17 protein-coding genes and 1 tRNA gene are annotated in these 21,551 nt (G+C 54.3%); 12 read left to right on the plus strand and 6 right to left on the minus strand.

What is annotated here, in order from left to right; all coding sequences use genetic code 11:
• The 3 genes from AADB16_RS02400 to AADB16_RS02410 form a co-directional block, all read right to left on the minus strand.
• Positions 1-573, minus strand: a complete 573-nt coding sequence (locus AADB16_RS02400; protein WP_410801138.1) for an L-threonylcarbamoyladenylate synthase — start codon at positions 571-573, stop codon at positions 1-3.
• A 44-nt stretch (positions 574-617) separates the two neighbouring features.
• Complete coding sequence (gene dprA, locus AADB16_RS02405) at positions 618-1,742, minus strand: DNA-processing protein DprA (protein WP_410801140.1); 1,125 nt, start codon at positions 1,740-1,742, stop codon at positions 618-620.
• Between the two features lie 67 nt (positions 1,743-1,809).
• Positions 1,810-2,829 carry a LysM peptidoglycan-binding domain-containing protein gene (locus AADB16_RS02410; protein ID WP_309044145.1) on the minus strand — a complete coding sequence of 340 codons (1,020 nt, stop codon included), beginning with the start codon at positions 2,827-2,829 and terminating at the stop codon, positions 1,810-1,812.
• A gap of 412 nt (positions 2,830-3,241) precedes the next feature.
• On the opposite strand from AADB16_RS02410, the gene def reads away from it, so the two are divergent.
• The 11 genes from def to AADB16_RS02465 all read left to right on the plus strand — a co-directional run bounded on the left by def (position 3,242) and on the right by AADB16_RS02465 (position 15,360).
• Positions 3,242-3,745, plus strand: a complete 504-nt coding sequence (def, locus tag AADB16_RS02415; protein ID WP_298451418.1) for a peptide deformylase — start codon at positions 3,242-3,244, stop codon at positions 3,743-3,745.
• A gap of 101 nt (positions 3,746-3,846) precedes the next feature.
• A complete protein-coding gene (gene fmt, locus AADB16_RS02420) occupies positions 3,847-4,782 on the plus strand; it encodes a methionyl-tRNA formyltransferase (protein WP_410801142.1) in 936 nt (311 codons plus the stop codon).
• Position 4,783: 1 nt separating this feature from the next.
• On the plus strand, positions 4,784-6,085 hold the full coding sequence (gene rsmB, locus AADB16_RS02425) for a 16S rRNA (cytosine(967)-C(5))-methyltransferase RsmB (RefSeq protein WP_410801144.1): 1,302 nt from the start codon (positions 4,784-4,786) through the stop codon (positions 6,083-6,085).
• A complete protein-coding gene (gene trkA, locus AADB16_RS02430; protein WP_309044149.1) occupies positions 6,082-7,458 on the plus strand; it encodes a Trk system potassium transporter TrkA in 1,377 nt (458 codons plus the stop codon). Before rsmB ends, trkA begins: the two co-directional genes overlap by 4 nt.
• A gap of 153 nt (positions 7,459-7,611) precedes the next feature.
• Positions 7,612-8,619: a glycine--tRNA ligase subunit alpha gene (gene glyQ / locus AADB16_RS02435; protein WP_410803562.1), complete on the plus strand. Its 1,008-nt coding sequence runs from the start codon at positions 7,612-7,614 to the stop codon at positions 8,617-8,619.
• 2 nt (positions 8,620-8,621) lie between these two features.
• Positions 8,622-10,703, plus strand: coding sequence for a glycine--tRNA ligase subunit beta (glyS, locus tag AADB16_RS02440; protein ID WP_410801146.1), 2,082 nt, complete (start codon positions 8,622-8,624; stop codon positions 10,701-10,703).
• A 5-nt stretch (positions 10,704-10,708) separates the two neighbouring features.
• The gene (gmhB, locus tag AADB16_RS02445; protein WP_298451433.1) at positions 10,709-11,278 is read left to right on the plus strand and encodes a D-glycero-beta-D-manno-heptose 1,7-bisphosphate 7-phosphatase; all 570 of its coding nucleotides are present in this window, start codon (positions 10,709-10,711) and stop codon (positions 11,276-11,278) included.
• Positions 11,279-11,302: 24 nt separating this feature from the next.
• Positions 11,303-11,379, plus strand: a tRNA-Pro gene (locus tag AADB16_RS02450).
• Positions 11,380-11,581: 202 nt separating this feature from the next.
• Positions 11,582-12,688, plus strand: a complete 1,107-nt coding sequence (fic, locus tag AADB16_RS02455) for a protein adenylyltransferase Fic (RefSeq protein ID WP_410801148.1) — start codon at positions 11,582-11,584, stop codon at positions 12,686-12,688.
• Positions 12,689-12,853: 165 nt separating this feature from the next.
• Entirely contained in the window at positions 12,854-13,174 is a 321-nt protein-coding gene (locus AADB16_RS02460) for a nucleotide pyrophosphohydrolase (protein WP_410801150.1), read from the plus strand.
• On the plus strand, positions 13,171-15,360 hold the full coding sequence (locus tag AADB16_RS02465; protein ID WP_410801152.1) for a DNA/RNA helicase domain-containing protein: 2,190 nt from the start codon (positions 13,171-13,173) through the stop codon (positions 15,358-15,360). The genes AADB16_RS02460 and AADB16_RS02465 overlap by 4 nt, the downstream gene beginning before the upstream one ends.
• Before the next feature lie 61 nt (positions 15,361-15,421).
• On the opposite strand, the gene AADB16_RS02470 is transcribed toward AADB16_RS02465, so the two are convergent.
• Complete coding sequence (locus tag AADB16_RS02470; protein WP_410803564.1) at positions 15,422-16,951, minus strand: phospholipase D family protein; 1,530 nt, start codon at positions 16,949-16,951, stop codon at positions 15,422-15,424.
• Between the two features lie 190 nt (positions 16,952-17,141).
• Here AADB16_RS02470 and AADB16_RS02475 point away from each other — a divergent pair, with 190 nt between their 5' ends.
• Positions 17,142-17,513 carry a VOC family protein gene (locus AADB16_RS02475; RefSeq protein WP_410801154.1) on the plus strand — a complete coding sequence of 124 codons (372 nt, stop codon included), beginning with the start codon at positions 17,142-17,144 and terminating at the stop codon, positions 17,511-17,513.
• Between the two features lie 28 nt (positions 17,514-17,541).
• On the opposite strand, the gene AADB16_RS02480 is transcribed toward AADB16_RS02475, so the two are convergent.
• Together AADB16_RS02480 and AADB16_RS02485 are read right to left on the minus strand one after the other, a co-directional pair.
• Positions 17,542-19,806 (minus strand): helicase C-terminal domain-containing protein, encoded by a 2,265-nt coding sequence (locus tag AADB16_RS02480; RefSeq protein WP_410801156.1) that lies wholly within the window; start codon positions 19,804-19,806, stop codon positions 17,542-17,544.
• Positions 19,803-21,497, minus strand: a complete 1,695-nt coding sequence (locus AADB16_RS02485; protein ID WP_410801158.1) for a VRR-NUC domain-containing protein — start codon at positions 21,495-21,497, stop codon at positions 19,803-19,805. Before AADB16_RS02485 ends, AADB16_RS02480 begins: the two co-directional genes overlap by 4 nt.
• Between the last annotated feature and the right edge of the window lie 54 nt (positions 21,498-21,551).

Here is a 21,551-nt window from a genome sequence, read left to right on the forward strand (position 1 = left end):
CTAACGAAGCTGTTTACCGCTAACGATATCAATAATTCGGCTGGGTTTCCGGTTACCGCCAAGGGCTCCCGACACAATCTGATCAAGCTGATCTTTGAAGTAGTGGCTTACCTGCTCCGCATCTCGGGCCGGCTCTTCTCCGGCGGGATTGCAGGAGGTGGAAACCAGAGGCATGCCCGCACCCTCACACAAAGCCTTCACCACCGGGTGCTCGCTGACTCTGACCGCAATGGAACTGTGACTGCCACGCACCCACTCTGGAATCTGCTGGTTAACATCCGGCAGCACACAGGTCACCGGGCCAGGCCAGTGACTCAGAGCCGCCAATTGAAGATGCTCAGGCAATGGGTTCAGCAGGAACTGGATCTGCTCTACAGACGCCGCCGCCAGAATCAGGCCTTTCTCAACCGGTCGGTTCTTGAGTTCCAGGATGCGGGTTACTGCTTGAAGGTTCCAGGGATCGCACCCCAGGCCCCAGACAGCCTCGGTGGGATAGGCAATAACGCCACCTTGCAGGATTGCGCTGCAAGCAAGCTGAATCTGCTGATCGTTTAGTGGGTAGGGCGCAGCCATGCTGATGTTGTCAGACCAATATGCGATGAATCATCACACTGGGCTCAGGCGATTTTCTGGAAACCTCCGGGGGCAGAACTCACCAACCCTTCAAGCTCGAGAAGCAGAAGAGACTGGACAAGCTGGTCGGCCGGAAGACCGGTTGCCAAGCACAGTGCATCAGTAGATTGTGGATCATACCCTAATGCCTCAAACACCGCGATTTCCCTGCTGTCCAGAGTTGCAACCGGGTTGGCAGCTGGCGCTTGCGAAGGCTGCACGGGTAGTTGCGTCCACGAGGCACCCAGCTCTTCCAGAATATCGTCTACCTGATCTACCAGCCGTGCGCCCTGCTTGATCAGATAATGGCAACCTCGCGCGACCGGGCTGTGGATTGAACCCGGAATTGCAAACACTTCACGTCCCTGCTCCAACGCCAGGCGGGCGGTAATCAGGGAGCCGCTTTTCAGCCCCGCCTCCACCACCAGAATACCGCGACTGAGGCCACTGATAATACGATTGCGCTGGGGGAAATGCGCAGCTCTTGCCGGAGTACCTGGCGGGTATTCAGAAACCAGAAGGCCGTTCGCAATAACCCGCTCCCCAAGTCGGCGATGCTGGTTAGGGTATATGCGGTCAAGGCCACAGCCGATGACAGCAATAGTTGCGTGCCCGGCATCCAATGCCCCTGCATGGGCGGCGCCATCCACTCCCAGCGCCAAGCCGCTGGTTACCAGTAAACCCCGTTCGCTCAGCTCTGCGGCAAAACGACGTGCGTGATCCAACCCTGCTGGCGTGGCGTTACGGCTGCCAATAATGCCGGTCTGTTCGCGGATCAGCAGGCTGGCATCGCCTCGAGTGTATAGCACCAGAGGTGCATCGTGGATGTGCCGAAGGGCTTCCGGATAATCCGGGCTCTGCCAGCACAAAATACCGATGGCGTGTCGCTCACAAGCCCGCAAAATTTGCTGGACGGAGCTTACACTGGCGTCGGTCACATCATGTTGTTGCCATGCCAGAATTGCCGTGACAGTTTCAACATGCAGCCCAAGTGCCCGGAGGGTTGCCGCGTTTTTAGTGAGCAGTTCAGTAAGGTTGGGAATGGTTGCGAGCATGGCTCGCCGGCGGGTGCGCCCGAACTTGGGTAAGCAAGTCAGAAACAGCCATTGCGCAGAGGGTGAGGAAAACACAGCATCGTCCTTGAAAACAACAAAGCCGGGCCATCCTGGCCCGGCTTGTGATTAACCGATCATCGAATCAGGGGTTGGTAACCTTGTCGCCCACTGACAGTGGACGGGTCGCCTGCAAAATTAACCCGTAACTCATTTTTTCATACACCTGGAATACCATCAGAAGACCAGCGCGCTCTGAAGGCAGCTCAATGGTCTCGTTGGTAACCGGGTCGCGGGCCAGATTGCCAGTCTTTAGAACAGCCATCACATTGCCCGCTTCCAGTCCTTCGCGAGCACCGCGGTTAATAGTAACCACGTTGTACTGGCCAATCTGGGTAACGCCGCCGTCCACTGACATCATTTTGCCTTCAATCTCCTGAGCTGGAGAGCTGGGCACAAAGCTGGTGGTCAGGCGACGGTCCTCATTAACCAGTAAGCGGTCGCCGATGCGCACTTCTTCGCTGGAGCGGGTTAGATCCAGCGTCAGAACTTCGCCATCTTCCGCCGCGATAGTACCACGGGCAATACTGCGCGCTTCCAGCCCAAGGAACTCGCCGGTATCCGGATCAACAAATTCCTGGCTACGACGGAACACGCCAACTTTATCGGCTGGCTTCTTGCCCCGGGCATAAACCCGGTCACCAGCGCCGAGCACGATGCGGGCGTCTTTGCCTTCGAGGATGTACGGTGCCGCATTGATCTGCTCAGGAGTGACAACCCGAGTATCCGTCAGGAAGCTGCTGATGGCATCCAGAGGAATAGCCGGGATTGGTGTATCAATCCGCTCAGAGCGCACCTGTGGTGACAGCTTCACAACGCCGTTGTTGGACGTTACCTTCGTGACGCGGGGTTTGCCGTCGATATAAACCAGGGCAAGCCGATCGCCCGGGTAAATCAGGTGTGGGTTGGCAACCTGTGGGTTAACGTGCCAAATTTCCGGCCAGTACCACGGGTTGCTCAGAAAACGCCCTGATATATCCCAGAGAGTGTCACCCTTCACAACAGTGTAACGCTCAGGATGATCAGACCGCAGTTCTGGTGCGGCGTGAGCCCAGGAGGTTAATAGCAGCGTAGTGGCTGCCAGAGCGTACAGCAGTTTCCTCATTGTCTAAGTCCTTGATCGCGTGCCTTGATTCTATGCATTCTGGTAAGGATGCAGCCAGTTTTCTGCAGCTTATTACGTTGTTATGCAACTTACTATAGAAGAAGTCTCGCAAATTGTGATGTTATGTTTTATTCCTCCAGTAAATTCTATGTCATTTACGGAAGATTTCAGCGATTGTCTGGTCAGTTTGTACTCAATCGACAATATGGGGGATAATGAACCCATCACAGGCAACGCGCTGCACATCTTATAGTGTGAAGGGAACAATTTGCGCTCTACGCTGTCGCAATTCAGAGATCGCTTTCACACAGTTACAAAAGACAACGTTAAAAAGTCAGCCAAAGCCGTAAGTCATTCGTAATGTCAGTTGTAATTACTGACATTCGTCATACAGGCCAAAAGTACGAGCACTATGATACTAGATATTCTTGAATACCCCGATCCCCGACTGCGCACTATTGCCAAGCCGGTTGATGAACTGACAGACGCCGACCGCACGCTGATCGACGACATGTTCGAGACCATGTACGATGCGCCCGGCATTGGGTTGGCAGCCACACAGGTCAATGTGCACAAGCAGATCATTGTGATGGATCTGTCTGAGGACAAAAGCGAACCGATGGTGTTTATCAACCCCGAGGTTGAAGTACTGGACGGCGAACTCGAAGCCATGCAGGAAGGCTGCTTATCGGTGCCCGGCTTCTACGAAGACGTAGACCGCATAGAGCATTGCATTATTCGTGCGCTGGATCGTGACGGAAAGCCATTTGAAATCGAAGCTCGAGGCCTGCTGGCCGTTTGCATTCAGCATGAGATGGACCACCTCAACGGCAAGCTGTTCGTCGATTATCTGAGCAACCTCAAGCGCAACCGCATTCGCAAGAAGCTGGAAAAGCTTCAAAAGCAAAGTGCGTAAAACCTGCCTGATGGCCGCGTGAGAACCGTGTGAAAGCTTAGAAAGTATCGGACCGGGCCCTGCCCGGTCTTTTCGTATTCAACGAAACAGAGACCCAAACAGTGCGACTCGTTTTTGCTGGCACCCCAGATTTTGCAGCTTCCGCTTTGAAGGCACTGCTGAGCACTCACCACACCCTCGTGGGCGTTTATTCCCAGCCCGATCGCCCAGCCGGCCGCGGCCGCAAGCTGCAGCCCAGCCCGGTCAAACAGGTTGCTCTGGATAATGGCATTCCCGTGTTTCAGCCAGAAAGCCTTAAAACCCCGGAAGCACAACAAGAGCTGGCGAACCTCAAGCCTGATGTGATGATTGTTGCAGCCTATGGTCTGATTCTGCCCCAGGCCGTGCTGGATATTCCAGCACATGGCTGCCTCAACATCCACGCCTCTCTCTTGCCCCGCTGGCGTGGTGCGGCACCGATACAGCGGGCCATTGCCGCTGGCGATGCAGAAACCGGCATTACCATCATGCAGATGGACAAAGGCCTGGATACCGGCGATATGCTGCTCAAATCCGCAACGTCTATTGGGAAAGAGGACACTGGCGGCAGCCTTCACGACCGCCTTGCCGAGATGGGTGGCCAAGCGATTATCGAGGCTTTGGATTTACTGGAAAAGGGCAGACTCCAAGGCGAGACACAGGATAACGAACTGGCCTGTTACGCCCACAAGCTGTCCAAGGAAGAAGGCCATATCGACTGGTCGCTGAGTGCTCTGGCGATTGAACGCCTGATTCGCGCCTTCACCCCCTGGCCGGGCACCTATACGGATTTTGAAGAACAACGGCTGCGAATACACGTAGCTACTGCCATTGAAGAGCAAAGCGCCAAACCGGCCGGCACAGTGATAAGCCGCGAGCGAGAGGGCATTGATATTGCCTGTGGCACCGGCACCTTGCGCGTGACCCGCCTGCAGCTGCCAGGATCTCGCGCCCAGAGTGTGAATGACCTGATAAACGGGGGCAAACAACTGCTTTTGCCCGGACAGGAGCTGCGCTGACATGGGCGATTACGACCAACCTCTGCGCGCCGTTGCAGCGGACGTTCTTCTGGCGGTGGAATGCGGTGAATCTTTGTCCCAGTGCCTGCCACCGGCACTGCAACGGGTTGCTCTCAACGAACGCCCAGCGCTTCAAGCCCTGTGCTACGGCACCTGCCGCTGGTTTCACCGCCTCGACAGCGAGCTGAATAGCCGGCTTAAAAAGCCCATTAAAAGCCAAGACCGTGTTGTTCACCACCTGATTCTGGTCGCTCTTTTCCAGCTCCGCTTCAGCCAGCAAGCTTCCTACGCGGTTCTGAATGAATCAGTGGAAGCTTGCCGCGCCCTCGACAAGCCTCACCTTACGGGTCTGGTGAACGGTATTTTGCGAGCCGCCGAACGCGAAGGGGCCCCGGAACCACAGGATGACACCAGCCGCTTCAGCCATCCCGTATGGATGGTCGAAAAGCTGCGCCATAACTGGCCCGATAACTGGCAGGCCATCCTTGAAGCCAATAACGCCCAGGCGCCTATGACCCTCAGGGTGAACGCCCTGCGATTCAGCCGGGATGAGTACCTGGCTCTGCTGAACGAAGCGGGCATTGAAGCCAGCGCCACTCGCTTTGCACCTCACGGCATCCAGCTTGGCCGGCCGGTGCAGGTGGATCAACTCCCCTGGTTTGCCGATGGCGCCGTTAGTGTTCAGGACGAAGCCGCACAGTTGTGCACAACACTTCTGGATCTTGCACCGGGGCAAAGGGTTCTCGATGCCTGTGCGGCTCCCGGCGGGAAAACCTGCGCAATTCTCGAAAGCCAGGCGGAACTTGCCGAAGTGGTCGCTATTGATGAATCCGCAGCGCGGTTGCCCAGGGTTCAGGAAAATCTGGACCGGCTGGATCTGTACGCCAGTCTGATAGAAGCTGATGCCGCAGATATTGAGCAGTGGTGGGATGGCCAAGCTTTTGACCGCATTCTGCTCGACGTACCCTGCAGTGCCAGCGGTGTTATCCGCCGCCATCCGGACATCAAGCTGCTGCGCCGTGAAACCGACATTGTGCCCCTGGCGGGCATTCAGCTAGGGCTTCTGGAAGCCATGTGGACGATACTGAAACCAGGGGGGAGATTGGTCTATGCCACCTGTTCTGTGTTCCCCCAGGAAAATCACCGTATAATCCAGAGGTTTATTAAACAGCAGAGCAGTGCCGTTCTTATTGAGCCAGAGGTTCAGTGGGGGTCCGATATGGGCGCAGGGCGACAGCTTCTCCCCGATCCAATCAGCCATGACGGCTTCTTCTATGCCGTGCTGGAGAAACCTGAATCATGAAGATCCTGATCCTCGGTGCCGGGCAAGTAGGCGGTACGCTGGCAGAGAACCTGGCCAGCGAAGCCAACGATATAACCGTGATCGACACAGACGCTGTACGGCTTCGAGAGCTGCAGGATCGCCTTGATATTCGTACCGTACAGGGCATGGCGTCTTACCCCTCGGTTCTGAGCCAGGCCAACGCGGAAGATGCCGACATGCTGATTGCTGTGACCAACAGCGACGAGACCAACATGGTCGCCTGTCAGATAGCCTCCATCCTGTACAGCACACCCAAACTGATCAGCCGGGTAAGGGCCAGCGCATACCTTTCAAACAAAAAACTGTTCGGAAGAGAAACCGGGTTCCCAATCGACGTAATGATCAGCCCGGAGCATCTTGTTACCCGGCACATTACTCGCTTGGTTGAGTACCCCGGCGCCCTGCAGGTACTGGAATTCTCCAAAGGGCTGGTTCGACTGGTCGCCATCCGCGCCACTGAAGGCGGGCCGCTGGTGGGTCGCGAGCTGTCTTACCTGCGCACTCACATGCCGAAAATCGAGACCCGGGTTGCCGCCATTTTCCGCAAGGACCGGGCGATTATGCCCAAGGGCGACACCGTGCTTGAAGATGGCGATGAGGTGTTTTTTATCGCCGGCGCCGATCACATTCGTTCGGTGATGAGCGAGCTGCAACCGCTGGTAAAGACCTATAAACGGATTTTTATTTGCGGCGGTGGCAACATCGGCCAGCGCCTGGCCTATACCCTGGAAGATCGCTATCAGGTAAAGCTGCTTGAGCGAGATCATGATCGCTGCGTGCTGCTTTCCGAAGGCTTGCGCAAAACGGTGGTTCTCGAGGGTAACGCGGCAGACAAAGACATTCTGTTGGAAGAGAACATCGAAAACACCGATGTGTTCATCGCAGTCACCAATGACGATGAAGCCAATATCATGGCCTCTTTGCTGGCCAAGCGCCTGGGCGCCCGCAAAGTATTCACCCTGATCAACAATCCCGACTATGTGGATCTGATCCAGGGGGGCGAGATTGATGTGGCGATCTCCCCCCAACAGACCACCATCGGCAGCTTGCTTACCCATGTACGCCGTGGCGATGTTGTAAACGTTCACTCGCTGCGCAGAGGCGCTGCCGAGGCGATCGAAGCCATTGCCCACGGAGATCACAGATCCTCCAAAGTGGTTGGCAAGCGTCTGGATGAAATTGATTTGCCCAAGGGTGCGACCATTGGGGCAATTGTGCGGCACAACGAAGTGCTGATCGCCCACGACCATCTACGAGTGCAACCGGATGATCACGTAATACTGTTCCTGGTGGATAAATCCCGGGTAAGGGAAGTTGAGAAGCTCTTTGCCGTAGGGCTGACCTTCTTCTAGTTCAAAATCAACAGCATGAAGACAACTTAGAAATACCGCTTTGGCGCGCGTATAATGCGCCTTTTTCCGAATGGCCCTGTTTGTGAGCGGGCCACACACAGACCGAATCAGCAGGCAAACGTTGTGACAGAGCAGGCGAAAAACAAAGCAGCGATCAGCACCACTCCAGACATCAAGACGTTTCAGGGCTTGATTTTGGCACTGCAGAACTTCTGGGCGCAGCACGGCTGCGTGGTACTTCAGCCCCTGGATATGGAAGTCGGCGCAGGTACCTTTCACCCGGCTACCTTCTTGCGGGCCATAGGGCCGGAAACCTGGAATGCGGCGTATGTGCAGCCAAGCCGACGCCCCACAGACGGCCGTTACGGTGAGAACCCCAACCGTCTGCAGCATTATTACCAGTTTCAGGTGGTGCTCAAGCCTTCTCCAGACAACATTCAGGAACTCTACCTGGATTCCATGAAAGCCCTTGGGCTTGACCCGCTGGTGCATGATATCCGCTTTGTGGAAGACAACTGGGAATCGCCAACCTTGGGCGCCTGGGGCCTGGGCTGGGAAATCTGGTTGAACGGTATGGAAGTCACCCAGTTTACTTACTTCCAGCAGGTGGGCGGCATTGAATGCTACCCGGTTACCGGCGAGCTCACTTACGGTCTTGAGCGCATCGCTATGTACCTGCAGGGCGTAGACAGTGTTTACGACCTGGTGTGGACAGAAGGCCCGGATGGTGTGGTCACCTACGGCGACGTGTTCCATCAACAGGAAGTGGAAATGTCCACTTACAACTTTGAACACGCAGACGTTGAGTTCCTGTTCCAGAGCTTTGATGTACACGAGCGCGAAAGTGCACGGCTGATTGAAGCCGGCCTCGCGCTGCCTGCATACGAGCAGGTTTTGAAGGCCTCTCATACATTCAACCTGCTGGATGCCCGCCACGCTATCTCGGTCACCGAGCGTCAGCGCTTCATCCTGCGTGTGCGCACTCTGGCCCGCGCTGTGGCCCAGGCGTACTTCGACAGCCGTCGCAAGCTCGGCTTCCCGCTGGCGCCGGATGCTTTGCGCCAGGAAGTTCTGGCCATCGCCGAGGCCGCCGACAACAAGGCCAACGGCAAGAAAGGTAAAAAAGCGAAGCAGGCACAACAGGCAGAGGGAAAGGCATAATCATGGCAAAGCAGGATTTTCTGGTAGAACTGGGCGTTGAAGAACTGCCCTCAAAATCGCTCAAGCCACTGTCTGATGCGTTCACTCAGGGTATCACCCAGGGCCTGGAAGCTGCTGGCATCGAATTCGGCAAAGTAGAAGCCTTTGCGACACCGCGCCGGATGGCTGTACGCATTCGCGATTTGGCCGATGCCCAGCCAGACAAGCCCGTTGAAAAGCGCGGCCCGGCAGTTAAAGCTGCCTTCGATGATTCCGGTAACCCGACGCGCGCACTCACCGGCTTCGCAACCTCTTTGGGTGTGACTCCTGACCAGCTGGATACTCTGGAGACCGACAAGGGTGCCTGGCTGGTTTATCGCACAGTAGAGAAGGGCAAACCCACTGTAGATTTGATGTCCGGGCTGGTTGAACAGTCGCTGTCATCCCTGCCAATTCCCAAGCGTATGCGCTGGGGCGCTCACCGCACCGAATTTGTGCGGCCGGTTCATTGGCTGGTTATGCTGTACGGCAACAAGATTATTGATACACCCATCATGGAACTGGCGCCCGGCAACAAAACTTTGGGCCACCGCTTCCATTGCCCGAAAGCATTGATTATTCCAACGCCGGCAGATTACGAAGTCGTCCTTGAACAGGAAGGCTATGTAATCGCCGATTTCGCCAAGCGCCGTGAAATGATCCGGGCTGGCGTCAGCGCCCTTGCCGAAGCCGAGGCGGGTGGCAAAGTGGTGATCAATGAAGACCTGCTGGATGAAGTCACCGGCTTGAACGAATGGCCAGTGCCACTCATGGGCCGATTCGACAAGCGCTTCCTGGAAGTGCCGGCGGAAGCTCTGATTTCATCCATGGAAGAGCATCAGAAGTACTTCCACGTGGTAGACGCCAACGGCCACATGCTGCCTCTGTTTATTACCGTGGCCAACATTGAGAGCAAAGATCCCTCGCAAGTTGTCTCAGGTAATGAAAAGGTGATTCGTCCGCGCCTCGCCGATGCCGCTTTCTTCTACGAAAACGACCGGAAGATCCGCCTGGAAGACCGAGTGGAACGGCTTAAACCAATCGTGTTCCAGGAAAAGCTTGGCAGCATCTACGACAAGTCCGTTCGGGTAGCGGCACTGGCAAGCAAAATCGCTGCAGCGATTGGCAGTGACCCAGCCTTGGTTGAGCGCGCCGCCATGCTCGCGAAGACTGATCTGGTGACCGAGATGGTACTGGAGTTCAGCGATCTGCAGGGCATCATGGGCCAGTACTACGCAGCTGACGACGGCGAGCCGGCCGATGTGGCAAAAGCGATGAACGAGCAGTACATGCCACGCTTCGCCAAGGATAGCCTGCCCACCACGCTCACCAGTTGCGCACTTGCGATAGCTGATCGCCTGGATTCATTGGTTGGGCTGTTCGGTATTGGCCAACCGCCTTCCGGTACCCGCGACCCATTCGCTCTGCGCCGCGCCTCTTTGGGGGTGCTGCGCATCATCATTGAACGGGAACTGCCCCTGGATCTGCAGACTTGTTGTGAATGGGCAGAAGAGAACTTCACCGGGTTGACCGAAGAAAACACCGCCGCCAGCGTTGTTGATTACATGCTGGACCGGTTCCGCGCCTACTACGAAGAGCGTGGCATTAGCGCCGAAGTATTCCTCGCCGTTCATGCTCGCCGCCCGACTCGCCCGCTGGACTTCGACCGTCGGGTAAAGGCCGTGGAAGCTTTCCGCCAGTTGCCGGAAGCCCAGGCACTTGCCGGTGCAAACAAGCGGGTTTCCAACATTCTGTCCAAACAGGGTGGCGAATGCGTTGGTGAAACCGTCAACGACAGTCTGCTGCAAGATGCCGCCGAGAAAACCCTGGCAGAGCAGTTAAACCAGCAGGCCGAGAAGGTACTGCCACTGTTTGAGCAGGGCGACTACGCCAGTGCGCTACAATCCCTGGCAAGCTTGCATGATCCGGTGGACGATTTCTTCAGCGAAGTGATGGTAATGGCAGACGACGAAGCTGTACGGGACAACCGCCTGGCGCTGCTGAACCGCCTGCACAACCTGTTTTTACGGGTTGCCGATATCTCACTGCTCCCAGCTGCTGGCTGACCCCCATGCTAGTCATACTCGACCGGGACGGGGTCATCAACGAATACGATGGCAGCTACATTTGCACAGTAGATGACTGGCACCCGATTCCCGGCAGTATTGAGGCGATGGCACGGCTTTGCAAAGCCGGCCATCGCATCGCCATAGCCACCAACCAATCCGGCATAGCCCGGGGCTTCTACGGCACCGATATTCTGGATGGCATGCACGAAAAGATGACGCGGTTACTGGCAGCTGAAGGCGGCCAAATCGAGTTCATTGCCTACTGCCCGCACCATCCTGATGATGATTGCACTTGCCGCAAGCCACTCACCGGCTTACTGGAACAGATCCGTGATCACCTGCAGTTGGACACCCTGGAGGGCGCCATTATGGTAGGGGACAGCCGCAAGGATCTCGAAGCTGGCGTTGCCGAAAACTGCCAGCCTGTCCTGGTGCGAACCGGCAATGGAAAAGACACAAAACGCAGCCTGAAAGCCCACGCAATTCCCGGGGCAAGCGTTGCGATATACGACGATCTCAGTGCATTTGCGGATGCCCTGTTATCAGGCTCGGGGCTAGAATTAGCCAATTGAATCCGTATAATACCGGCGGTTAGTCGGCGTGTGGCGCAGCTTGGTAGCGCACTTCGTTCGGGACGAAGGGGTCGCAGGTTCGAATCCTGCCACGCCGACCATTTTCCCCGTTTTTTCTTATCATTTTTACCTGACTGCTCCTCTACCGATATCTCGAGTTCGAGCTCATCAAGCTTATAACTCTGCCCCCTCGCCATGTCGATTTTCCTGGACTTAATCATCATAGATGTTTGCTATGTCGACGCCATAAACATAGACTGCTTAACACCCCCACCTATGTCGATATTTCGAAGGAATTTGAACATGAAGTGGCTACCGGACCAGCCTTACAACGAATTACCACCACTTCCTCCCGCTAAAGAAGTGACTGACACTATCGACATTCTCAAGGCTTGTATTCCCGCTCGAGCTGCCCTCGCTGAGCTAAAGCAGGCAGGCAAGTTAATTCCGAATCAATCACTTCTTATCAATCTACTGCCGCTGCTGGAAGCCAAAGATAGTTCTGAAATCGAGAACATTGTTACTACTACCGACAAATTGTTCCGGTACTCAAAAGAAGATCACGGCGCAGATCCCGCTACCAAAGAAGCCCTTCGTTACCGTACCGCGCTGTATCAAGGTTTTCTTCAGCTTCAAAACAAGCCCTTGTGCGCAAGCACTACTGTGGAGATCTGTGAAACCCTGAAGGGTGTGGATATGAATGTCCGAAAAATACCCGGCACCATCATAGGCAACCAAGTAACCGGGGAAACTGTGTACACGCCACCAAGTGGTGAGGAGGTCATTCGTAACCACCTCACTAATTGGGAGAATTACCTGCATTTGAACGATGGCACAGATCCTTTGATAAAAATGGCAGTTAGCCATTATCAGTTCGAAGCGATTCATCCTTTCCACGATGGCAATGGGCGAACTGGTCGCATCATCAATGTGCTGTATCTGATCGAGCAGGAGCTTCTCACGCTTCCAATACTTTACTTGAGTCGGTACATCGTTCATCACAAAAACGATTACTACCGGTTACTAACTCAGGTAACCCGGACTGGAGAGTGGCAGGAGTGGATTATCTTTATGCTAAACGGTGTTGAGCAAGTATCGATCTGGACTTGTGCCAAAATCGCTGCCATGCGAGAGCTAATTGCTCAAACAGAAAACCATGTCAGGAAAACACTACCCAAGACTTACAGCCACGAACTGATTCAGACAATATTCGAACAGCCGTATTGCCGCATCAGTGACTTGGTTGATAAAGACATCGCCAAGCGACAAACAGCTTCTATCTACCTGAAACAACTGGTTGAGATAGGCGTTCTTCAAGAAAAAAGTGTTGGAAATGAAAAGCTATTCCTTAATCCACGTCTGTTGCACCTGATGACGAGCGACAACAACACGTTGCTGCCTTACCACTGACTTACAGTGCCTATATAGGTAAAGAGCTGTCACTCAACCCACCGGTATTTTTGCATCGTTGATAAGTCTGCTAATGTTCTAGCGAAATACAGTCGTGGCCTCAGCCTGTGAGTCACTTCATGTTGAACAAGTTGGCGTTTTTTGTACCAGATAAAGGGGATAGCGATGAAGGAAGCTCTCGCACGGCTGCGGAAATTCCGAGATGACAGAGATTGGAAACAGTTCCATAACCCCAAAGACCTGTCGCTGGCCCTGAGTATAGAAGCTTCAGAGCTGTTAGAGCTTTTCCTCTGGAAATCACCAGAACAGGCTGATATTGACAAAGTAAAAGAAGAATTAGCAGACGTTGTCGCCTACGCCCTGCTGCTGGCGGACAGCTACGAGCTTAACCTCGAGCAAATCGTCTTGGATAAAATCGCCAAAAATGAGCAGAAATACCCCGTTAGTAAAGCTAAGGGAACAGCGAAGAAATACACCGAGCTATGAGTCAATCGCCAATGGTAGAGGTGCAACGCTACCCCTTCAGCCAGGAAGCTCTCAGTGAATTGCGGGACAACGCTTTTGCTGCAGGTAGCTGGCCTTTGGTGTATGTCCTCAGTGATGACAAACATAGGCGCGCTTACATCGGCGAAACCACAGACACGCTCACCCGAATGAGCACCCATCTCAAGCACAACGAAAAACAACTGCTGACGGCTGTTCACCTGATCACCAGCGAATACTTCAACAAGTCAGCTACGCTAGACGTTGAGTCATTACTGATTAAGTACATGGCAGCAGATGGTAAATACTCTCTGCTGAACGGTAATCTCGGGCTTGCCGATCACAACTATTACCAGCGGGATGCGCTCTATAACGAGGTTTTTCGTGAAGTCTGGAACCGGTTGATTGCGAAGGGAGTGGCTTCCCGCACCCTCGAACACCTCGATAATTCCGATGTATTCAAATACTCCCCCTATAAATCCCTGTCCTTCGACCAGCGCCAGGGTCTGCTGACCATCATGCATGAACTGCTGAACCCCGGGGTTAAAAACATCGTGGTCGAAGGTGGTGCGGGTACAGGAAAGTCCATTTTGGCAATCTTCCTGTTCAAGCTTCTCCTTTCAGAGAATCATCAGATCGACCTTCGGGATTTCTCCGAAGACGAAGTGGAGATTCAGTCTCTGCTTACCAAACTGAAGATTGCCAAACCCAAGCCAAAAATGGCCCTGGTGGTTCCAATGACTTCTTTTCGAACCACATTAAAGAAAGCCTTCAAACATGTATCTGGTCTCAGCCCCAGCATGGTGATTAGCCCGTCCGAGCTGGCAAAAGAGCACTACGATATTGTGCTGGTTGACGAATCTCACCGCCTGCGCAAACGTAAAAATCTTGGTGCTTACTTCGGTGGCTTTGACAAAACTTGTGCCACGCTGGGCTTGGACAAACACACCTGCAGCGAAGTTGACTGGGTGCGTCAGCAATCCGATAAGGCCATTTTCTTCTATGACCAAGGGCAGTCCATTAAACCTTCAGATGCCGACACTGATGTCTTCCTGCGCCTTAAAGCTGCTGAAGATTCGGTGACACATGCATTACTGTCTCAATTCCGCGTAAAAGCCGGGCAACCCTATGTCGAGTTTGTTGATAACTTGCTCAATGGCCGCGCTGAAGAAGGAAAAGTATTCAAAGCCAAAAACTACGAGTTCAACGTCTTCGAATCTCTCAGCGATATGGTTAATGTCATCAAGGCGAAAGAAACACATGTCGGCCTGTCCCGGTTGATTGCCGGTTATTCCTGGCCATGGATTTCAAAGAAAGACAGCGCAGCCTATGACATAGTTGTTGGCGACGTTCAGCTACGGTGGAACAGCACCAATACCGATTGGATCAACAAGGAGGGTGCACATAACGAGGTCGGGTGCATTCATACCACTCAGGGCTATGACCTCAATTACGCAGGGATCATATTCGGGGAAGAGATCCGTTTTGACAAGGAAACTCAGTCCATCGTCATCGATAAGGCCAACTATCGTGACCGGACGGGCGGGCAGGGCATAAAAGACCCGATGGAGCTGAAGCAATACATCATCAATATCTACAGAACTATTATGTTGCGAGGAATCCGGGGCACCTTTGTATATGCGTGCGACGAAAACCTTCGTGAGTACCTCAAACAGCACATACCCCTTTATGCTTCCCAATTAGATAACCCGAAAGCCCCAAACATTGTTGAGCTGAAGCCTTATGTGAATGCAGTGCCCTTATTCGATCTCCAAGTTGCCGCTGGTGATTTCAGTGACACCCAGAGCGCTGACCACAAGGACTGGGTTGCTGTCCCTGAAGGGGTTCGAGTACGTGAAGGAATGTTTGCCTGTCAGGTTATTGGTGAGTCCATGAATCGGGTTATCCCCAATGGGGCTCTTTGTCTGTTTCGTTCAGATAGCGGTGGTAGCCGAAACGGAAAGACAGTCCTGGTGGAGTCCACTGACAGTATTGATGCTGACTCAGGTTCACGATACACCGTAAAAGTGTATGAAAGCTTCAAAAATGAAGACGAATACGGCTGGCACCACACCCGCATTCAGCTCAAACCAAACTCCCACGATGAAAGCTTTCAAACACTAGAGTTGAACGAAGATGATGCTCTGCGGTATCGCGTAGTGGGTGAGTTTATTTGTTTGATCGATTAATTAAGTTATGAAGACCTTCACGCCATAACCACCCAGCCTCAACTTCGAGCAGAAACCATCCCTACAACAAATGCTCAATCGGCAAAAACGAGAACATCGAAACCATCATCCGCTTAATCAATCCGGTTCCCGGATCGCGGCTGTGAAGTGTCACTTCCTCGCCATTGCGCTCTATCCACTGTAAATCGCCATCATCGTCCAGTACTAGCTCATAGGCGGTTACGCGGGCTTGCTCTTCGAAGTGGTTTTCCATCATCTGAGTCAGTTCCGGGCTTTCAATCACGAAGCCTAGCTCGGTGTTGATATGCACGGAGCGGGGGTCGAAATTGAACGAGCCTACGAACAATCGCTTGCCATCCACTGCAAAGGTTTTTGCATGAAGGCTGGAAGAGGAGCTACCCATCAGGTTGTCTTGTAGTTTGCGCTCTACAGGCTCTTCTCCGGCCACTTTGCGCAACTCAAACAGTTGCACTCCGGCCTCTAGCAATGGCTTGCGGTATTTGGCGTAGCCGGCGTGCACCATGGCTACGTCGTTGGCTTCCAGGGAGTTGGTGAGCACACGTACATGAACACCTTGGCGCTCCAGTTCCTGGAACATTTCCACTCCGGCTTTAGTGGGAATGAAGTAAGGAGATACCAGCGTTACAGAGCGCTCCGGCCTACCCATAGCTTCGGCAAGTTGCCGGCTCATTAATCCATTTTTTGGTTTTTTCCCCAGTACTTTGGCTGGGTCGTCGCTCACCATAGAGACGGGCGACCATACAAAACCCAGATTGCCATCCAACAGGTTTTTCAAAAATTGCGAGTCGGCCACCGCACACACATACTGGCTTGCCTCAGAGCTTTCGCTGCACTCCCTGGCGGTTGCCACTACCTCTGCGAGGCTACCCTCGCCAGCTTCGGGCAAAATTAGCGCTGCAGGGAAGGCCGATGCGCTGGCCCAATAGCGATCAAAATCATTGGAAAGATCACTCACCACTGGGCCAATGGCTAGCACATCAAGATCAGAAAACAGCGCTCCTGTGCCGGCACCAAAATACTCATCCGCTATATTGCGCCCGCCTATAATCGCCGCCTGATTATCGGCAGTGAACGATTTGTTGTGCATGCGGTGATTCAAGCGCGAGAAGCTGGTTAGGTAGCCAACCCACTTAGGGTTGCGCACCACAAACGGGTTGAACAGGCGCACTTCTATGTTCGGGTGGGTGTCCAGCGCTGCCAGGGTGCTATCAAGCCCGGAAATACCATTGTCATCCAGCAAGAGGCGAACTCGCACCCCCCTCTCGGCTGCCCGGTAAAGCACATCCAACAGCATGGTGCCGGTGATATCGGGCTGCCAGATGTAATACTGCACATCCAGCGTTGCATCGGCGCCTTCAGCCAGCAACGCCCGGGCGGCGAAGGCATCGTAGGCGTTTTGAAGCATCACTATCCCGCTATCACCCGGGTGCGCCTGTTTCAGAGGGGCAATTGCACGTCCCAAACGGGTATCTGAGGTTTGTTCAGCAGGTAGCGACCGGCTTTCAGATCGATCGGTCAGGGGCGGCAGGGCACACCCACTTAGAGTCAGAAATATACCAAAGAGGCACAAGAAACCCGGATGAAGCCACTTGGGCCGGTTAGTCAATGGAAGGACTCCTTATTGATAGCGTTGCGCGACCGCCTCATTCGTAAAGGATATGCTTAACGGTTCAGACGGCAGTATGATGGTGTGTGCATCAACCAACAGTGCCGTCGTTAAGCACTACTTAGCCGAACACACGTAAGCTGGAGAATAGAGCATGATTGGATACGTTACCATCGGTGTCAGCGATATGGAAAAAGCCAAGAAGTTCTACACAGAGCTCCTCGGTGATATGGGCGCAAAGCTGCTTCTGGATATGGGGCGCATCGCCTTTATCGGCGAAAGTATGAAAGCCCCCATGCTGGCCGTTTGCACGCCCTTTGATGGCTCACCGAACCATCCCGGAAACGGCAATATGCTGGCATTACAGCCAGGCTCTAAAGAAGCGGTTGATACCTTTCACAAGAAAGCCATTGAGCTGGGAGCTACCTGCGAGGGTATGCCTGGGCAGCGTATTCCAGATCAGTTTTACGGTGCTTATGTAAAAGATCCAGACGGCAACAAGCTGGCGTTTTTCCACTTCGGTTAATCCGCCCAATCCTAAAACCGGGATCGCTCTAATCAGTGGTCTCGGTTTTGAACCACCAGCCAGGCAACAACCCTCGAATCTGCGGCTGTATAAAGCGGTCGTCTATCAACCAGATTACCCCCCGATCCTCAGGTGTTCGAATCACCCGACCAGCAGCCTGAGCCACTTTCTGCAAACCCGGAATCAGGTAGGTGTAGTCATAGCCAGCACCAAAGCGCTTGTGCAGGCGGTGTTTGAGAATCTCATGCCAGGCATCAAACGGCGGCAGGCCCAAGGTGGCCACAAATGCACCAATCAACTGCTCGCCCGGTAAATCAATACCTTCGCTGAACACTCCCCCCAACACAGCAAACGCCACGCTACCGGATTCTTCCCGGAACCCTGCCAGAAACTCTTGTCGTTGCTGCGGGCTCATGCCCGAATGCTGAGAACGCTGAGGCACATCCGGGGCATTGTTGGCCAAAGCTGCGCTCACTTCATTCAAATATTTAAAGCTGCTGAAAAACGCCAAGTAGTGCCCCGGGCGATCCCGATATTGATTCGCGATCAGTTCGGAAATGGGCTCTACCGATGCCTCGCGATGAGCCTGTCGAGTGCTGATCTTTGGCGTGAAATGCACCTGTAACTGATCGGCACTGAAGGGGCTGGGCAAAGAGCTGAAACGGCTATCCTCTGGCAAACCCAGCAAGTCCCTGTAATACACGCCCGGGCTGAGGGTGGCAGAGAACAGCAAAACCGAGGCGGCGGCCTGAAAGCGATCCCTCAGGAAGTCCGCCGGAATCAGATTCTGGATGGTAACGCTTGCCCGGCCCCGGCCTTCGCGGCGAAATTCGCACAGGGAATGATCACCAAAGGAGTCGGCCAACTTCATGAAGGCGACGGACTCGAACAAAACCTCCTGCAACGCCAAATCCGGCGGGTTATCTGCAAGGTAATCTGACAGCCCGGATACCAAGCCTTGCAGGCTACCAGTCAGTGCAGCGGGAAGCTCATCGAGAAATACCGGCGTGTCACCTTTTTCGGAATGATCACGAATAACACCCTGCCAAGCTCGGGCGGTTCGATCCAGATGGGGTTTCAGAGCCTTGGGTGCGGTTTTTCGGACGTTAAGAAGCCGCTGCTGATCCAGCTGCACCGAATACATCCCACGGCCGCGATCCACCAGGTTGTGGGCTTCATCCACCAGAACGGAGGTTTTCCAATTGTTCTGCCGAGTGAGGCCGTGGAGCAGGGCAGATTGATCGAACATCCGGTTCACATCACCGATTATTACGTCGCACCAGCGCGCCATTTCCTGGGCCAGAAAATAGGGACAAATATCGTGGCCAGCTGCAATCTTCACCAACACCTCCTGAGTGAGCGTTGAGCCCGCCTGAGCAGCTTCGGCGCGGGCATCCGGCAGGCGATCAAAGAAGCCTTTGGCTAGCGGGCAGGAATCGCCGTGACAGGCTTTATCCGGGTGTTCACAAGCGTCGTTCTTGGCCACCAACTCCAGAGTGCGCAAGGGCCAGATGTGCGGTTCTTCCTGTGCCGCTCGCAAACGCTCCACTGCGTCCACCGCCAGTTGCCGGGCAGTATTTCGGCAGGTGAGGTAAGCCAGCCGGTCGTGTTTGGCTGTGGGCATGGCCATCAGTGCAGGGAACAGGGTACCCAGAGTTTTACCCAAACCTGTGGGTGCTTCGAGAAGCAGGGTTTCGCCTTTTACCGCGTTTTTATAAACCGTTTCAGCAAGCTGTCGCTGGCGAGGGCGAAACTGTTTGAACGGGAATCGCAGAGCACCAAGGCGAATGTCCCGCTGCTCCCGGTGGTGGGCTTCCTGCTCTGCCCATAACCGGTAACGCCCGCACAGGGTTTCCAGCTCCTGCCACAACTCCTTGGCGGTGGCGGTTTCCGTCACCGGTGTTTCCCGGTTGTTGCCGATATTGAAATACACCAGCGAAAGCTTAAGAGATTTGCGCTTTTCCTGCTGGCAGAGCAGGGCACCATAGGCTCTAAGTTGGGCCCGGTGCAACGCCCGTTGGTGGGGCCGAATTCGGGAGAGATCACCCCGGTGGGTTTTGATTTCTTCCAGCAAGCCGGAGTGGGGGTTATACACATCGGCCCGGCCGTAGAGCTCAAGCCCCCAGCATTCACCGGTAAGTGAATACTCGCTTTTGTAGCCGTAACCGCGTTTACCCTGAATGGCTTGATGACCAAGAACGCCCTCTTCTGCACTGGGCGCCGGGGTGTAACGGAAGTCCAGATCACCTTCTCTCGCAGCAAATTCGCAAAGGGTTCGAACCGCCACCCTCATGTTGTTGCCTCGCTGTCTTGCCAGCGTAGGTAACACACGCTGGCGGCAATGCCCTTGCGGGCAAAGAAGTGTAGCCAGCGGATTTGATGATCCTGCAGTCGGTCGCCCGGGCCTTTTACTTCGATCATTTCATAACGGGGCCGATCTTCGTCGATTTGCGTCGAAAACTTGATTAGATCAGGGAAACCACTTCGATGTTCGCGTATATTCAATAAGATCCGTTCAAACATAGGCTGCAAGTCTGCGGCGGGAATTCTATCCAGTGCCAGGTTCAGCAATTCTTCATCCAGCGCCGGCCAAACAACAAAAGGATTGGTGATGCCCTGCTTGGCTGCGTAGGTATCCAGAATTTTCTGGCGATAGCTGCCATTCTTCAGTGCAGCAAAACACTCATCAAACGATGCTTGCCGGCGACTCACAAAATCCTCCCGCACCAAGTCTGCGGGGCCGGTATGGAAGGGGTGAAAGAAAGCGCCAGGAATGGCTTTGAATAGGGTGTGCCAGCACAGCAACCCAAACAACCCGTTAATCAGAGTGTTTTCCACATAGAACACTGGCGCTTCCGGCGTGGAAAGCTGATCTCGAACCACTTCTTCCACCAAGTTGGCGGACTGCGGCAAGGTTAGCGTGAACTCGCGGATTTCAGGATTCACCAGCGCAGACGGAACCGGCTCGCCCACCTTTTTAGCCAGCCGCTTAATAATACGAGCCAAACCCTGAGCTTCGGCATCGCTTAGCTCTCCATTTCCCCACTGAACGGCGATAGCCCAGGCTTCCTCAAAGCGTTTCATTCGCTCCAAAAGGCGCAACCGCTTTAATCCTGCTTCCCGGTGACCACTGGCCGCCAGCGCTTGCAGTGCCAGTTCCCGGTCACCCTGTCGTTCCGCTTGCCGCCCCAGTTCCAGCAACAAGCGGTCGCGGCGGCCGGTCAGCCAGGGGTTGTCTGTTGAATCTGGGATCCCGTCCCAAACCTCTGCTGCAGAAAAGCCAGCATCCAGGCTCTCGCGGCAATGGTGCATGGCCAGATAAGTGTCCACCTCGCTGCGCTGAGAGAACGCCCGTGCTTCGGGGGTGAACTCAACCTGTTCATAGCGGTGATGGCCTAGCTCAACTAAAACAAAATCTGACCAGCTCTGGCGTAGGTTGCCGAAGAACATCAGGCGAATGCGATCGAACAAAGCCATGTAACTGACCTGCACCACAGGGGAAACCGCGTCATCAAACCACTCCTCCAGCCTGCGAGCATCACTAAAGGTTTCCTGCAGGACTTCCTTCATTCGGGCTTTGGAAAGATTTTTGGCAAGTCCGGCTTGCTCCAGTATCGGTGTAAAAGCCGTGCGCAGTTCAACCAAAGTAAACAGACGGAAAATGTCATCCAGAGCCAGCAGGGGATCGGCATCCAGCCAACCACCGGCAATCAACTCATCAAGCGCCTCCGCTTCCGGGCACCCCAACTCCGGGTAATTCAGCTTATCAGCGCGAAACAAATCCCCTGTGCGCATCACCATGCGAGTCAGCAAGGCACGGGCAGCGCGAGACAACTCAAAAAAATCGCGCAAACAGCCTCGCTCCGGCTCCAGCAGCAGATCCGAGTGATGGTTTGCCACCCAGGCGACTACCGTTTCCATGTTTTGCAGGTAGTACAGGGGGTTTTCAAGATCGGCCGAGGCAGGCCGAAGATGCTTACTCATAAAACCAAAGCCTATTAGAACGACACAACCTGTCGCTACCCTCTATTATATTGT

It is taken from the genome of Marinobacter sp. KMM 10035, assembly GCF_046537445.1.
In the GTDB taxonomy this organism is placed as follows: Bacteria; Pseudomonadota; Gammaproteobacteria; order Pseudomonadales; family Oleiphilaceae; genus Marinobacter; species Marinobacter sediminicola.